This is a genomic window from Stenotrophomonas sp. WED208, from assembly GCF_040984485.1.
Lineage (GTDB): Bacteria > Pseudomonadota > Gammaproteobacteria > Xanthomonadales > Xanthomonadaceae > Stenotrophomonas > Stenotrophomonas riyadhensis.
The window spans coordinates 3,467,917-3,481,575 of sequence record NZ_JAZARB010000001.1; the positions used below are offsets into that span (position 1 = coordinate 3,467,917).

General features: G+C 67.2%; 13 protein-coding genes. 7 read left to right on the forward strand and 6 right to left on the reverse strand.

Annotated features, from left to right (window positions below):
• Positions 1–37: 37 nt before the first annotated feature.
• The 3 genes from VPH47_RS15695 to VPH47_RS15705 form a co-directional block, all read right to left on the reverse strand.
• Positions 38–1,780, reverse strand: a complete 1,743-nt coding sequence (locus VPH47_RS15695; protein ID WP_153856419.1) for a diguanylate cyclase — start codon at positions 1,778–1,780, stop codon at positions 38–40.
• Between the two features lie 162 nt (positions 1,781–1,942).
• Positions 1,943–2,968 carry an AI-2E family transporter gene (locus VPH47_RS15700; RefSeq protein WP_153856420.1) on the reverse strand — a complete coding sequence of 342 codons (1,026 nt, stop codon included), beginning with the start codon at positions 2,966–2,968 and terminating at the stop codon, positions 1,943–1,945.
• 114 nt (positions 2,969–3,082) lie between these two features.
• Complete coding sequence (locus tag VPH47_RS15705; protein WP_248859607.1) at positions 3,083–4,054, reverse strand: oxaloacetate decarboxylase; 972 nt, start codon at positions 4,052–4,054, stop codon at positions 3,083–3,085.
• Between VPH47_RS15705 and VPH47_RS15710 the strand changes: the two genes are divergently transcribed.
• Both VPH47_RS15710 and VPH47_RS15715 read left to right on the forward strand, forming a co-directional pair.
• Positions 4,040–4,972: a LysR family transcriptional regulator gene (locus VPH47_RS15710; RefSeq protein WP_228756438.1), complete on the forward strand. Its 933-nt coding sequence runs from the start codon at positions 4,040–4,042 to the stop codon at positions 4,970–4,972. The genes VPH47_RS15705 and VPH47_RS15710 overlap by 15 nt on opposite strands.
• Positions 4,973–5,025: 53 nt before the next feature.
• Positions 5,026–5,946 (forward strand): GNAT family N-acetyltransferase, encoded by a 921-nt coding sequence (locus tag VPH47_RS15715; protein ID WP_368851211.1) that lies wholly within the window; start codon positions 5,026–5,028, stop codon positions 5,944–5,946.
• Positions 5,947–5,982: 36 nt separating this feature from the next.
• Here the strand turns inward: VPH47_RS15715 and VPH47_RS15720 are convergent, their stop codons facing one another.
• On the reverse strand, positions 5,983–7,035 hold the full coding sequence (locus VPH47_RS15720; RefSeq protein ID WP_368851212.1) for a diguanylate cyclase: 1,053 nt from the start codon (positions 7,033–7,035) through the stop codon (positions 5,983–5,985).
• A gap of 104 nt (positions 7,036–7,139) precedes the next feature.
• Positions 7,140–8,147, reverse strand: a complete 1,008-nt coding sequence (locus VPH47_RS15725) for a LacI family DNA-binding transcriptional regulator (protein ID WP_153856423.1) — start codon at positions 8,145–8,147, stop codon at positions 7,140–7,142.
• A 95-nt stretch (positions 8,148–8,242) separates the two neighbouring features.
• Here VPH47_RS15725 and VPH47_RS15730 point away from each other — a divergent pair, with 95 nt between their 5' ends.
• The 5 genes from VPH47_RS15730 to VPH47_RS15750 are packed head-to-tail and all read left to right on the forward strand — an operon-like array spanning position 8,243 to position 12,875.
• Positions 8,243–9,295, forward strand: a complete 1,053-nt coding sequence (locus VPH47_RS15730) for a sugar phosphate isomerase/epimerase (protein WP_110711530.1) — start codon at positions 8,243–8,245, stop codon at positions 9,293–9,295.
• Between the two features lie 27 nt (positions 9,296–9,322).
• Positions 9,323–10,540, forward strand: coding sequence for a nucleoside permease (locus VPH47_RS15735; protein ID WP_368851213.1), 1,218 nt, complete (start codon positions 9,323–9,325; stop codon positions 10,538–10,540).
• Positions 10,541–10,552: 12 nt separating this feature from the next.
• Positions 10,553–11,677, forward strand: coding sequence for a Gfo/Idh/MocA family protein (locus tag VPH47_RS15740; RefSeq protein WP_368851215.1), 1,125 nt, complete (start codon positions 10,553–10,555; stop codon positions 11,675–11,677).
• A 19-nt stretch (positions 11,678–11,696) separates the two neighbouring features.
• Entirely contained in the window at positions 11,697–12,560 is an 864-nt protein-coding gene (locus VPH47_RS15745; RefSeq protein WP_368851216.1) for a sugar phosphate isomerase/epimerase family protein, read from the forward strand.
• 18 nt (positions 12,561–12,578) lie between these two features.
• A complete protein-coding gene (locus VPH47_RS15750; RefSeq protein WP_049398853.1) occupies positions 12,579–12,875 on the forward strand; it encodes a cytochrome c in 297 nt (98 codons plus the stop codon).
• A gap of 30 nt (positions 12,876–12,905) precedes the next feature.
• Here VPH47_RS15750 and VPH47_RS15755 read toward each other — a convergent pair whose 3' ends face one another.
• The gene (locus VPH47_RS15755; protein WP_248859597.1) at positions 12,906–13,649 is read right to left on the reverse strand and encodes a DUF1080 domain-containing protein; all 744 of its coding nucleotides are present in this window, start codon (positions 13,647–13,649) and stop codon (positions 12,906–12,908) included.
• Positions 13,650–13,659: the final 10 nt, after the last annotated feature.

Here is a 13,659-nt window from a genome sequence, read left to right on the forward strand (position 1 = left end):
AGGGGGCGCCACGTGCGCCGGTGATGAACATCGCGGGTCAGCGCGTGATGCGGCCTCCGCCTGCCACCCGCACGCGGTCGCGGCCCTGTGCCTTGGCCTGGTACATGGCAGTGTCGGCAGCACGCATCAAGGTCCGCCAGCCCAGCGCATCGGTGCCACCCTCGGCCACGCCGAAGCTGGCGGTCACCCGCAACGCGGTGCCGCCGGCCACCACGATATCCAGCTGCTGCAATGCAAGCCGCAGCGATTCGGCCAGCTGGCGGCCACCCGCCAGGTCGCCGTCGGCCAACAGCACCAGGAACTCCTCGCCACCGTAGCGGGCAATGCTGTCGCTGCGACGGAGGTGGCGCTGCAGCAGCTGTGCCACCTGCACCAGCACTTCGTCGCCGGCATCATGGCCATGGCCATCATTGATCGATTTGAAACGGTCAACGTCCAACAGGATCACCACCGCACTGGCGCCGCCCTCGGCATGCCGCTGCTGTACCACCTCGTCCAGCGCACGCCGGTTCAGAAGACCGGTCAGCTCGTCGGTACCGGCCAGCTGGCGCAGCTCGCTGGTCAGCGCCGAACGCTCGCGCGACTTCTCGCGCAGCACCTCGATGGCATCGAACAGGCGCTGCATCTCGGCCAGCGGATGGGTGACGTGCTGCTCCGGTCCCGGCGCTTCAGAGGCGATCTGGATCACCTGCCGTTGTGCCTGCAGCAGAGGCCGCAGGATCTGCAGGTGCGCGATGCGCAGCGCCACGCCCAGCACCACCAGAGTCCCCAGTGCCGTCGCCACCAGCACCGCCAGCCGTGTCGCCTCGCGGTTGCGGGTGCGTTCGAACCGGGCGATGGACACACTCAGGTAACCGTCGCGAAGCGCTTCCAGCGACTGCAGGGTCGGCACGTAGCGCCGGGTGAACTCGGCAGCGGTCCACGGCGGCGGCAGGCCACGCCGTCCGTCTTCGATCAGTTGTTCGATCATCGGCAGCGACTCACCGAAGAACTGCCGTCGCGCCATGTCCCAATGCCAGGACAGCGTCGGATCACTGCGGAACACCGACTCGTGGCTGCCGGCCAACCGCCACAGCTCCAGCAGGCGACCCTCGGTCTGCAGCGCCGCGCGCACCTGCTCGTTGCGCCAGGCCCCCGGTACCGCCACCGGTGCCATCACGTTGGATGCCAGACGCCCCCCGTGCTCGCGCAGGTCGATCAGCACCTGGCCCTGCATGGCTGGAATCGCCGCTTCGCGGTCCGCTCGGACCAGTACGTTGATCTGCGCCGAGGTCAGCAGGTGCAGGCGATCGACCACGGCGAACATGCTGCTGATCGCGCGTTCAACGTCTTCGACGCGCCGCGCGTCACGCGGCTGCGCCGCCACCCGGTCCACGCCTGCACGTGCCGATTGCAGGCGACGTTGTGCATCGGCCAGCATTCCATGCTCATCCACCACGCCCGGATCGGCCTTGAACACGGTGTCCAGCTGCTGCAGCGCGGTGTCCACACGCCTGCGCGCCACGGCCAGCTGCATGCCAAGCCGTGCATGCTCGCCGGCATCGGCCGGGTCGGCACCGAGCAGGCTGTTGGCCGGGCCGCGCTCGGCAGAGACCAGGTTGGCGAGATCGAAGGTCTGCCGCAGCTGACGCAGGCTGACCAGGTTGTCCTCGGCGGCGGAATAGCGCAGCGTGCCCTGGATCAGGGCGATGGCCATCAACGGCAGCGTACAGACCACGAACAGCCCCGCCAGGATCCAGACCCAGGTCCGCAACCCGATGGGTGATGCCTTGCCGGCCATTCAAATTTCCCCTGACGTGCGGACAACTGTACTGAGCGGTTCCGGCAGTGCCAAGCCAGCGCCACGTGCACCCCGCCCCTGCATATACCCCAACCATTGCGAACGCGCCGACAAGATGGACGCGGCGACCTCACCGTGGCAATTGCGTCACATCGCGCCGCGTCAGATCCAGCGCTGGTCCACCAGCTCGCGCTTCACGTAGGCGTAGAACACCGGCGCGGCAACCAGGCCCGGCAGGCCGAACGCCGCCTCCATCACCAGCATCGCCAGCAGCAGCTCCCAGGCACGCGCCTGGATCTCGCCACCGACAATGCGCGCGTTGAGGAAGTACTCCAGCTTGTGGATCACGATCAGGTACAGCAGCGCCGCAACGGCTACGTAGAACGAGACCGACAGCGCAACGATGGTGATGATGGTGTTGGAAATGATGTTGCCCACCACCGGCAGCAGGCCGGCGATGAAGGTGATCAGCACCAGGGTCTTGGACAGCGGCAGGTGCACGCCGAACAACGGCAGCACGCCCAGCAGGAAGATGGCGGTGAACACGGTGTTGAGCAGCGAGATCTTCACCTGCGCGAACACCACCTGGCGGAACGCGGTGGCCAGGCGGCTGGTACGCCCGATCAGCTCCTGCGCCAGTGGCCCCATCTTCGGCAGCGGCAGTTCGTCATACAGCGCGATCATCGCGCCCAGCACCATACCGATCAGTACGCGTACACCCACCTGCACCACCGAGGTACCGGCCACGCCCAGCTGGCGCTGATGCTCGGCGGCCCAGTCGTTCAGCGCCGTGCGCAGTGCCGGCATGTCCTCGGGAATGTAGGGCTGCAGCAGCGCGGGCACCTGGTGCCGGGACGAATTGAGGATGTCCATCAGCCGCGCCAGCAACGCGTCCGGGCCGCCGGTCTCGTTGCGGAAGAACGAGGCCACGCCGATCCCGGCCAGCACCAGCGCGCTGATGATCACCGCCGACAGCACGATCACCGCGATGGCCCGTGCTCTGCCCGGCGGCAACCTGCCTTCCACGGTGGAGGCCAGCAGGTGGGTCAGCTGGAACACCAGCAGGCCGGACAGCAGGGTCACCACCAGGCCCAGTTTCAGCGCCAGCCACATGCCCAGCAGCATCATCAGCCAGGCCGCGATCCTCGGAACAGGGGGCTTGGGCTGGGCAACGAGGGCGTCTTGCATGGGCGGCACGTCCGGGCAGGGTGGCCCATGGTAGAGGATTGCCAGGACGATTCCGCGTGCAGCCTGAATGGCCATTACGCTACGGCACCGGCCGCAACGGGTTCACTGCCCGGATCAGGCCCGGTCCAGCGCCAGGTACCGCGCCGTGCGCACGATCGTTTCACGTTCGCCGAAGCTGGCCAGCTCGCCGGCAATGCGCCCACTGTCGCCGGTCGCGGCAATCTCCTGCAGCGTGCGCTGCATGGCCCGGATCGCGGCCCGCTGCAGGTCCGAGGGGATGATCACCAGCCGGTAGTCGAGTTCGGCAAGCCGTTGCGCCGGCACCAGCGGTGTCTTCCCGCTGTGGAACATGTTGATCAGCTTCGGGCCGGGAACCTGCTGCGAGATCACCTCGATCTGCTCCAGTGTTTCCGGTGCCTCGACGAAGATCATGTCCGCGCCCGCCTCGACATACGCCCGAGCGCGGGCGATCGCCGCCCCCAGGCCCTCGCAGGCGATGGCGTCGGTACGCGCGACGATCATCAGTTCCGGATCGATCCGCGACTGGCAGGCGACGCGGATCTTGGTGCACATCTCACCCGCGTCGATCAGCATCTTGTCATCCAGGTGACCACAGCGCTTGGGGAAGGCCTGGTCCTCGATATGCAGGGCGGCGACGCCTGCTCTTTCAAATGCGCGCACCGTGCGTTCAACATTCGCCGTGCCGCCGAAGCCGGTGTCAGCGTCGGCGATCACCGGCAGGTCGCAGGCATCGACGATCCGCTCAACCTGTGCCAGCACTTCGCTGAGGCCGAGCAGGCCGATGTCCGGCACACCGGCCGAACGCGCGATGGCCCCGCCGCTGGCATAGACCGCATCGAAGCCGGCCAGCTCCACCAGGCGTGCTGACAATCCATCGAATGCGCCCGGCGCAATCACGCTGCCCTGGCGGAGCAGATCGCGCAGCCGACGTGTCTTTTTCATGGGGTCTCCCTTGTCGTTGGACTTCTGTCGTGGGATACCGATGATGTTGCCGCCACCGGCGACCGTCCAATACCGTGTTCGTACAGCACCAGAACGTTTGAGGTTCCAATGGAACTGCGGCACCTGCGCTACTTCGTCATGACTGCCCAGCTGCAGAGCTTCACCCGGGCAGCCGAGGCGCTGCACATTGCCCAGCCGCCGCTGGGGCAGCAGATCCGTGCATTGGAGGAGGAGATCGGTACGCCGCTGTTCCATCGCCAGGGGCGCGGCGTCGTGCTCAGCGATGCGGGCCGCGTGTTCTGGTCAGCGGCAGTCGACATCCTCGCCCGTGTCGACCGCGCCAAGGAGGATGCGTTGCGCGCCGCGCATGGTGAGGCCGGCATCCTGACCTTGGGCCTGACCGAATCGGCCTCGTTCAATGAAGCAGTGACCACACTGCTGCGCAGGTTCAAGCAGGCGCATCCCGCCGTGCAGCTGCAGCTGGTCGAAGATGGCAGTGAATCGCTGGTCCGGCGGTTGGATGACGGCGAACTGGACGCGGCGATCATGCGTCCACCGTACTCGCATCCTGGCGAACTGGTGATCCAGCAGCTCAGTGCCGAGCCCCTGGTGGCGGTACTCCCCGCCGACCACCCGTTGGCCGGCCGCGGGAGCATCGCGTTGGCCGAGCTGCGCGACGAGCGCTTCATTCTTTTCTCGCGGAAATCAGGCTATGGCCTGAGTGCAGACGTGGTCGCGGCCTGCCGCAGCCAGGGCTTCACGCCCACCATCCAGCAGGAAGCGCCGCAGGTCGCCTCCGCCATCAATCTCGCCGCCGCCGGATTGGGCATCGCCATCGTGCCGGCCTCGATGCAGAACCTGCACCGGCCCGGCCTCGCCTTCGTGGCGCTGCAGCTGGGGATGCCGACCACAACGCTGCAGCTGGCCGTGCGCAGCCAGCATCCCGCACTGGCAGCCGCGCTCCTTCGCTGCGCAGGTGGCACCGGGCAAGCGCAGCCATGTCCTGACGACCCCGCCAGCAAAGATCGGCCCGGCGCTTGATTATTTGACTTTGGCAAGCAATTATTTGCCCAAGTCAAATATATGGACCTGCCATGTCGACGGGCACCCTTTCCGAACGCGCCGACGCGGTGCGGCGCTTCAACCGCTTCTACACGCGGCAGATCGGCGTGCTGCAGGAATCACTGCTGCGCAGCGGCCTGTCCCTCACCGAAGTCCGCATCCTGTACGAACTGGCCCACCATGCACCGCTGTCGCCCTCGGACCTGTGCCGCGAGCTGGGCCTGGACGCTGGCTACGTGAGCCGGGTAACCGCCAGGTTCGAGCGGCAGGGCTACCTCCGAAAGGAGCGCTCGGCCGAGGACGCGCGCGTGGTCGTTCTGACCCTGACGGCGCTGGGGCAGAGCGTGTTCGCGCCGCTGGAAGAGACCTCGCGGCAGGAGATGATCGATCTGCTGGCGGCGCTGCCCGACATGGCGCAGGTGAAACTGCTTGCGGCCATGGGCCAGATCGAAAGCGTGCTGGGCGACAGCTCGCCCTCGTACCTGCTGCGTGACCCGCGGCCGGGCGACATGGGGCTGGTGGTCTCGCGGCAGGCCGCGCTGTACGCCCGCGAATTCGGCTGGAACGCGGAGTACGAAGCACTGGTATCGGAAATCGTCGCCAAGTACCTGCGCGAGCTGGACCCGGCGCGCGAACGCTGCTGGATTGCCGAGAAGGACGGCGACATGGTCGGCTCGGTGTTCGTGGTCCGGCAGGACGACACCACCGCCAAGCTGCGCCTGCTCTATGTGGATGCCACCGCACGCGGCATGGGCATCGGTGCCCGCCTGGTCGAGGAGTGCATCGCGTTTGCGGTGTCCGCCGGCTACACGCGGATGACGCTCTGGACCAACAGCGTGCTGGCCGATGCCCGGCGCCTGTACGAACGTGCCGGTTTCCAGCTTGTACAGGAAGCCCCCCACCACAGCTTTGGCCATGACCTGCTCGGCCAGGTCTGGGAACGGGCGCTCTGACAGCCGCCACGTGCGCATGCCACGCACGGCTGCGCGTCAGTCCCCCCAGCTGGCGGTGTTCTTGCCTTGCCGCTTGGCGTGATAGAGAGCCTTGTCTGCCGTGGCCAGCCAGTCTTCCACACTGCCCTGGCCCGGCGTTGCCGCAATGCCGATGCTGACGCTGAACTCGATACCCGGCGTCGCCTGTCGCGCGGCTTCCAGCAGGTGCAGGCGGACCCGTTCGGCCACATGCATCGCGTCACTGGGCGCACAGTCGCGCAGCAGCACGACGAACTCATCGCCGCCCAGCCTCGCAGGCGTATCGCCGGGGCGCGCGAATTCGCGCAATGTGGCAGCGATCTGGCGCAACACCTCATCCCCGGCGCGGTGGCCGTGTGAATCATTGATGTGCTTGAAATCATCCACATCAAGCATCAGCAGGCAGGCCAGGCCCCCCTGCCCCTGCGCCCTGTCCAGCACCTGCTGCGCGCGAAGGATCAGGAAGCCGCGGTTGGCCAGCTCCACCAGCGGATCCATCCGGCTCAGCCGCTGCAGCTGCCGGTTCTGCGATTTGACCCGGCGCGCCAGCTGCCAGCTGAGGATGCTCAGCCCGATGCCGTAGACGAACAGGAACGGCACGCTGAGCACGATCGTGCGCTGCGAGGAAACGGGTTGGTAAGGGAAGCCGAGCGCCCACCAGGTGATCGCGAAACCCAGCAGCAGTGCCAACGTGGCCCGCATCGCCAGGCGCACGCCGCCGGCAGCGATCTTGTCGGCGACCAGCAATGCGGCGAACAGCGCACTGGGAACCGCGCTCAGCGCCATGAAGGCGATCCAGCCGCCGCCGAAGAAGGAGTCGGCGACCATGCAGCGGAACTGTGCCTGTGCGGGCTGGCGGGCGCGCTGGGTCAGCACCAACGCGAGCGCCGGCCATGCCAACGCATTGAGCAGCAGCAACGCCCAGGCCAACACACCGTCCTGGCGTTCGAGAATGATCGAGGCGATGGAAATCGCGCCCAGGCCATTGCCGACGAAGCGCATCCAGCCGATGCGACGTGCCGCGCCGATGCCTTCGACCGCGACTTCCGCCGAGTCCGTCAAGAACGGCATTGCCGACCCCCTTGCGCGATCGCACGCCCTTGCCGGGCGGCCTGTGGTGAGTCTGACAGCTCTGCGTCAATTCGGGATCAAGGATTCACGGCGGCGACCCTGCCTCACCCACGTCTGGGTGGCGCCGTTGAACCCCGCAGCATCAGGCTGAAATCCAGCGTCTGCTGCAGCGGCATGTCGACATGTTCGATGATGGCGAGCAGCAGATGGACCGCCCGCTCACCGATCTCCCGCATCGGTTGCCGGATGGTGGTCAATGGCGGCGTGAGGTAGCGGGAAGATGCCAGATCATCGAAGCCGACGATGGACAGGTCCTCCGGCACGCGGATGCCCAGATCGCGGCAGGCCGCCAGCGCACCCAGCGCCATCTGGTCGCTGAAGCAGAAGATCGCCGTTGGTGCGGACCTGCCGTCCAGCAGCGCCATGGCAGCCGCATGGCCGGATTCCACGGAAAAATCCCCCGGCACGATGCTCAGCTGGCGCAGGCGGCCACGCACCTTGCCGGCCGCCCGTGCCCCTTCCAGCCGTTGCTGGTGCAGCGGATTGTCCGGCGGTCCGCCGACCACGGCGATCCGCTCGTGTCCCAGCGCATACAGATGTTCCATGACCACGCGCGCGGCCGCGGCGTTATCGATATGGACGCTGGGAATGCCCAGCGCGGGGTCGAACTCGCAGCCGTTGATCACCGGCGCGGCGGCACCGCGCTGCTCGACGATCTCGCGCGCCGTCGGCGGCAGCCGGTGCCCCAGCACGATCATGCCGTCGGCCTCGTTGCGCCGGAGCATCTGCGCATAGCGCTCCTCGCGATCGGGTTGATGCTGGGTATCGCCCAGCAGCACTGCGTAGCCGACCGCCTGTGCGGCGTCCTCCGCACCCTGCAGGATCTGCGCGAAGAACGGATTGGCGATGTCCGGGACGGTGACCAGGATCTTGCCGCTGCGCTGGGTCTTCAGCGTGCGGGCCACCGTGTTGGGCACATACCCCAGCGCGGCAGCGGCCTGCTCGATGCGCGCGCGGGTGGCGGGCAGCACTTTGTCCGGTCGCGAAAGCGCCCGCGACACGGTGCCTGCGGAGACGCCGACGTGCTTTGCGATGTCGTAGATGGTGGCCATGGCGTTAGTTCTCCTGTCTGCTGTGCAGTGCACAACAGGTCCTGCGTGAGCCCCTGCTAGGATAATGCAATCGATTGCATCGAGGGCGAATCACGTTGAAGACGCTCAAGGGTCCAGCGCTGTTCCTGGCGCAGTTCATCGGCGACACGACTCCTTTTGATCGGCTGGACACGCTGGCCGGGTGGGCCGCGGGCCTGGGCTATTCTGGCGTACAAGTCCCCACCAGCGCGCCCCACCTGTTCGATCTGGCCGAGGCCGCGCGCAGCCAGGCGTACTGCGACGACATCGCCGGCATGCTGGCCGGTCATGGCCTGCAGATCACCGAGCTGTCCACCCATCTGCAGGGGCAGCTGGTGGCGGTCCATCCGGCCTACGACAGCCTGTTCGACGGTTTCGCGCCGGCGGACAAGCGCGGCGACCCGGCCGCCCGCCAGGCTTGGGCAGTCGAGCAGCTTCTGTTGGCCGCCAAAGCCAGCCAGCGCCTGGGGCTGACCGCGCATGCCACGTTCTCCGGCGCATTGGCCTGGCCCTATTTCTATCCCTGGCCGCAGCGCCCACCGGGGCTGGTGGAGGCAGCCTTCGCCGAACTCGGCCGTCGCTGGCGTCCGATCCTCGATGCCTTCGATGCCTGCGGCGTGGACCTGTGCTTTGAAATCCACCCCGGCGAGGACCTGCACGACGGCGCGACCTTCGAGCGCTTCCTCGACGTGGTGGACCATCACCCCCGCGCCAAGATCCTGTACGACCCCAGCCACCTGCTGCTGCAGCAGATGGACTACCTGGGGTTCATCGACCGCTACCACGCGCGCATCGGCATCTTCCACGTCAAGGACGCGGAGTATCGCGCCAGCGCGAGCAGCGGCGTGTATGGCGGCTACCAGGACTGGATCGATCGTCCGGGCCGGTTCCGTTCGCCCGGTGACGGCCAGATCGACTTCAAGGCGATCTTCTCCAAGTTCGCCCAGTACGACTTCCCCGGATGGGCGGTACTGGAATGGGAGTGCTGCCTGAAGCACCCGGAGGACGGCGCACGCGAAGGTGCCGCCTTCATCCGCGACCACATCATCCGGGTGACCGAGCGCGCCTTCGATGACTTCGCCGACAGCGGCACGGACGCCGCATCACTGCACCGCATGCTGGGAATCTGAGCCATTACCGCCCCGGGAGGGCAAGCCATGTCGCACGCCATGTCGCGCTTGGGCGCGATGATGTTTCTGCAGTTCTTCATCTGGGGAGCGTGGTTCGTGACCCTCGGGACGTACCTGGTACAGGGCCCGCTGCAGGCCAGCGCCAGCCAGGTCGCCACCGCTTTCCTCAGCCAGTCGATCGGCGCGATCGTGGCGCCGTTCCTGGTCGGCCTGATCGCCGATCGCTACTTCGCCGCGCAGCGCATCCTCGCGGTGCTGCACCTGGCCGGCGCGGTACTGATGTGGCTGGCTTCCACCGCCACCAGCATCAGCGTGTTCTCGGCCTGCGTGATGGGCTACATGCTGCTGTTCATGCCGACGCTGGCACTGGCCAACAGCGTAGCGATGCGGCACATGCAGTCGCCCGAGAAACAGTTCCCGCTGGTACGCGTGGCCGGCAGCATCGGCTGGATCGTCGCAGGCGTGCTGATCGGCTGGCTGGGGTGGGAGCAGGCCCATCGGCTTGAACTGACCTTCCGCATGGCCGCGCTGGCATCGCTGGTGCTCGGCCTGTATGCGTTCACCCTGCCGCACACGCCGCCACTGGCACAGCAGCGCGATGCTGGGCTGGGACAGATCCTCGGGCTGGACTCGCTGCGGCTGCTGAAGTCGCGCGCTTACCTGGTGTTCTTCCTGGCCTCCATCGCCATCTGTATCCCGCTGTCGTTCTACTACAACTTCACCAATCCGTATCTCAACGACCTGGGCGTGCGCGGCGCCGCGGGCCTGCAGTCGCTGGGCCAGGTTTCCGAGGTGCTGCTGATGCTGGCCATGCCGTTCCTGTTCGTGCGGCTGGGGGTGAAGACCATGCTGGCGGTCGGCATGGCGGCCTGGGTGGTGCGCTACGTCCTGTTCGCCTTCGGCGATGCGGGCAGCGGCTTCTCGCTGCTGGTGATCGGCATCGTGCTGCACGGCATCTGCTACGACTTCTTCTTCGTCACCGGCCAGATCTACACCGATGCCCATGCCGGCCCCGCCGTGCGCAGCAGCGCGCAGGGCTTCATCACCCTGGCCACGTACGGCGTGGGCATGCTGATCGGCACCTTCCTGTCCGGCGCGGTGGTGGAGCACTTCACCACGGCCGCCGGACGCGACTGGCAGCAGATCTGGCTGTTCCCGGCCGCTGTCGCGCTGGTCGTGCTGATCGCCTTCCTGCTGCTGTTCCGCGACCGGCCCGCCGTGGCCGCCGCATCTTCCACACCCTGAGGATTCGAGCCGATGCCAACGCTTGGAATCGCCATCGTCGGCACCGGCATGATCGGCGCCGTGCACCGCCGCGCGGCCTTGCTCGCCGGTGCCGAGGTACGCGGCGTCGCCGCTTCGTCAGCGCAGCGCGCGCGTGAGATGGCGCAGCTGTGGAATGTCCCGCGCGCCTACCGGGATATCGAGGCGGTGATCGCCGATCCGCAGGTGCAGGTCGTGCACGTGTGCACGCCCAACCATCTGCACCGCGCGATGGCGCAGGCCGCGCTGGAAGCCGGCAAGCACGTGATCTGCGAGAAGCCGCTGGCGACCACGCTGGACGATGCGCAAGCGCTGGCGGCGCTGGCCACGTCGAACGGACTCGTCGCCACGGTACCCTTCGTCTACCGCTACCACCCGGTGATCCGCGAAGCGCGCGCACGCATCGCCCACGGCGATCTGGGGCCGCTGCACCTGATCCACGGCAGCTACCTGCAGGACTGGCTGCTGGACCCGGCCAGCAACAACTGGCGCGTGGACCCGGCATTGGGCGGCACGTCGCGCGTGTTCGCCGACATCGGCTCGCACTGGTGCGACCTGGTGGAATGGGTCAGCGGCGAACGCTTCGTCGAGGTCAGCGCGGCGTTCTCTACGGTCATCGCCGAGCGCGGCGCCGTCAGCGGACAGAGCTTCAGCACGCCAACCGCAGCCAGCGCAATGCAGGAGGTAACGAGCGAGGACGTGGCTGCGGCGATGTTCAGGACCGGTGCCGGTACGCTGGCATCTCTGACGGTCAGCCAGGTCTCGGCCGGACGCCACAATCGCCTCTGGTTCGAGATCGATGGCGCAAAGGCCAGCGTGGCCTTCAACCAGGAGGATGCCGAGCGGCTGTGGATCGGCCTGCCCGACCAGCGCGAGGAGGTCTTCGTGCGCGGGCCGGGCGCCGGCAGTGCCGAACAGCGCCGGCTGTCGGTGTTGCCGGCCGGCCACGCGCAGGGCTACGCCCAGTGCTTCGAAGCATTCGTCGCCGACAGCTATCGCGCCATCGAGGGCGAGCGGCCGCAGGGCCTGCCCACCTTCGAGGACGGCGTGCGCTCGGCGCAGATCGTCGATCGTGTCATTGCATCGGCCAGGTCGCGTGCCTGGACTGCCATCGGTTGAAACCCGGGAGGATCTGTTGATGAAAGCCCTTGTCCATGGAACTGCAAGCCTCGTCCTGCTGCTCGCTGCCCTGCCCGCTTTCGCAGTCGAAGCCGCCAGCACGCAGCAACCGATCGCGGTGCAGATGTACACCCTGCGCGATGCCGGCTCGCTCGAGCAGCAGCTGAAGATCGTCCACGACGCAGGCGTCCATGCGGTGGAAACGGTCGGCACGCAGAACACCAGCGCGGCCGAACTCAAGCAGCTGCTGGACCGGTATTCGATCAGGGCGGTTTCATCGCATGTGCCGCTGGCCGAGCTGCGCAGCAATCTGGACGGGGTGGTGACCTTCAACCGGTCGATCGGCAACACGATGCTGGTGGTGCCGTACCTGGACAAGAAGGATCGCCCGAGCGATGCCGCCGGCTGGACCGCCCTGGGCCAGGAACTGGGCCGCATCGCAAAACAGGTGCGTGGCAAGGGCATGCGCCTGGCCTATCACAATCACGACTTCGAACTGGCCGACTTCGACGGCAGGACCGGACTGGAGCTGCTGTTCGCCGCCGCCGGTCCCGACCTGCAGACCGAGCTGGACCTGGCCTGGGTCGCGCGTGCGGGCCTGGACCCGGCGGTGATGCTGGCAAAGTTCCGCGGCCACGTATTCGCGGTGCACGCCAAGGACAATGCGCCCAAGGGCCAGGCCGAAGACGAAGGCGGATTCGCTGCGGTGGGCCAGGGCGTGCTGGACTGGAACGCGATCCTGCCTGCTGCGGCAGCCGCCGGCGTGCACTGGTACATCATCGAGCACGACCAGCCGCGCGATCCGGCCAAGGTCATCCAGACCGGTGCGGACTACCTGCGTGAACACCTGACCACCCGCGTGCCCGCCCGTGCGCGGCGCTGACGCATCAAGGAGCCCCACATGAAAATGATCCTGGCAATGGCGGTGGCCCTGGGCGGCATGAGCGTTGCGACAGCCGCTTGGTGCAAGGACGACCCGGCTGCGGGTGCAAAGCTCTACACCGCGAACTGCGTGGCCTGCCACGGTGCTGATCGTGCGGGCATGCCGGGCGCGTTCCCGGCACTCACCGATATCGGCAAGCGCATGGCACCCGCGCAGATCAAGGAGAAGATCAGCAAGGGCGGCGGATTGATGCCGCCCTTCTCCCAGCTGTCGCAACAGGAAATCGATGACATCGCCAGCTACCTGGCGAAGTGAGCGGCCGGCGACCACGCCGGCCACGTGCCACTACAGCTCGCGCACCCAGATGTTGCGGTAGCTGACCCTGGCGTCATGTTCCTGCAGATAGAGCGGCGCACACGCATGCGGCGCGTACGAAGGCGCGCCGATGTACTCGGTCCTGCCTGCCAGCACGGTGTCGTCCTGCACCAGCACGCCGTTGTGCAGCACCGTGATGCGCGCGGGCGAGACAAGCCCGCCGCCCTGCGAGAAACGTGGCGCCTTCCAGAGGATGTCGTAGGCCTGCCACTGTCCCGGTGCGCGCGAGGCGTTCACCAACGGCATGGCCTGCTTGTAGATCGAGCCCGCCTGGCCATTGGCATAGGTCGGGTTGTTGTAGCTGTCGAGCACCTGCAGCTCGTACAGCTCCTGCAGGAAGATGCCGCTGTTGCCGCGGTTCTGTCCGTCGAAGCCCTTCGTGTCGGTGGGCGTGCGCCACTCGACATGCAGCTGGACGTCGCAGAAGCGTTGCCTGGTGCGGATGCCCTTGCTGCCGGGCACGACGGTCATGGCGCCATCGGCAACCTTCCAGGGCACGCGTCCGCCCTGCTCCGACTCCCACGCGGAGACATCCTTGCCATCGAACAGCACGATTGCATCGGACGGGGCCTTGCCTGGCGGCGTAGCCACGGTCGCAGGCACCGGCGTCCACACCTCGGTCTTCTTCGGGTCGCGCGCGGCGTCGGCACCGTTCTGCGCGAACACGGGTGCGGCGGCCAGCACGGTGGCCGCGATCAGCAGCGGCTTGATCATTCTGTTGCGC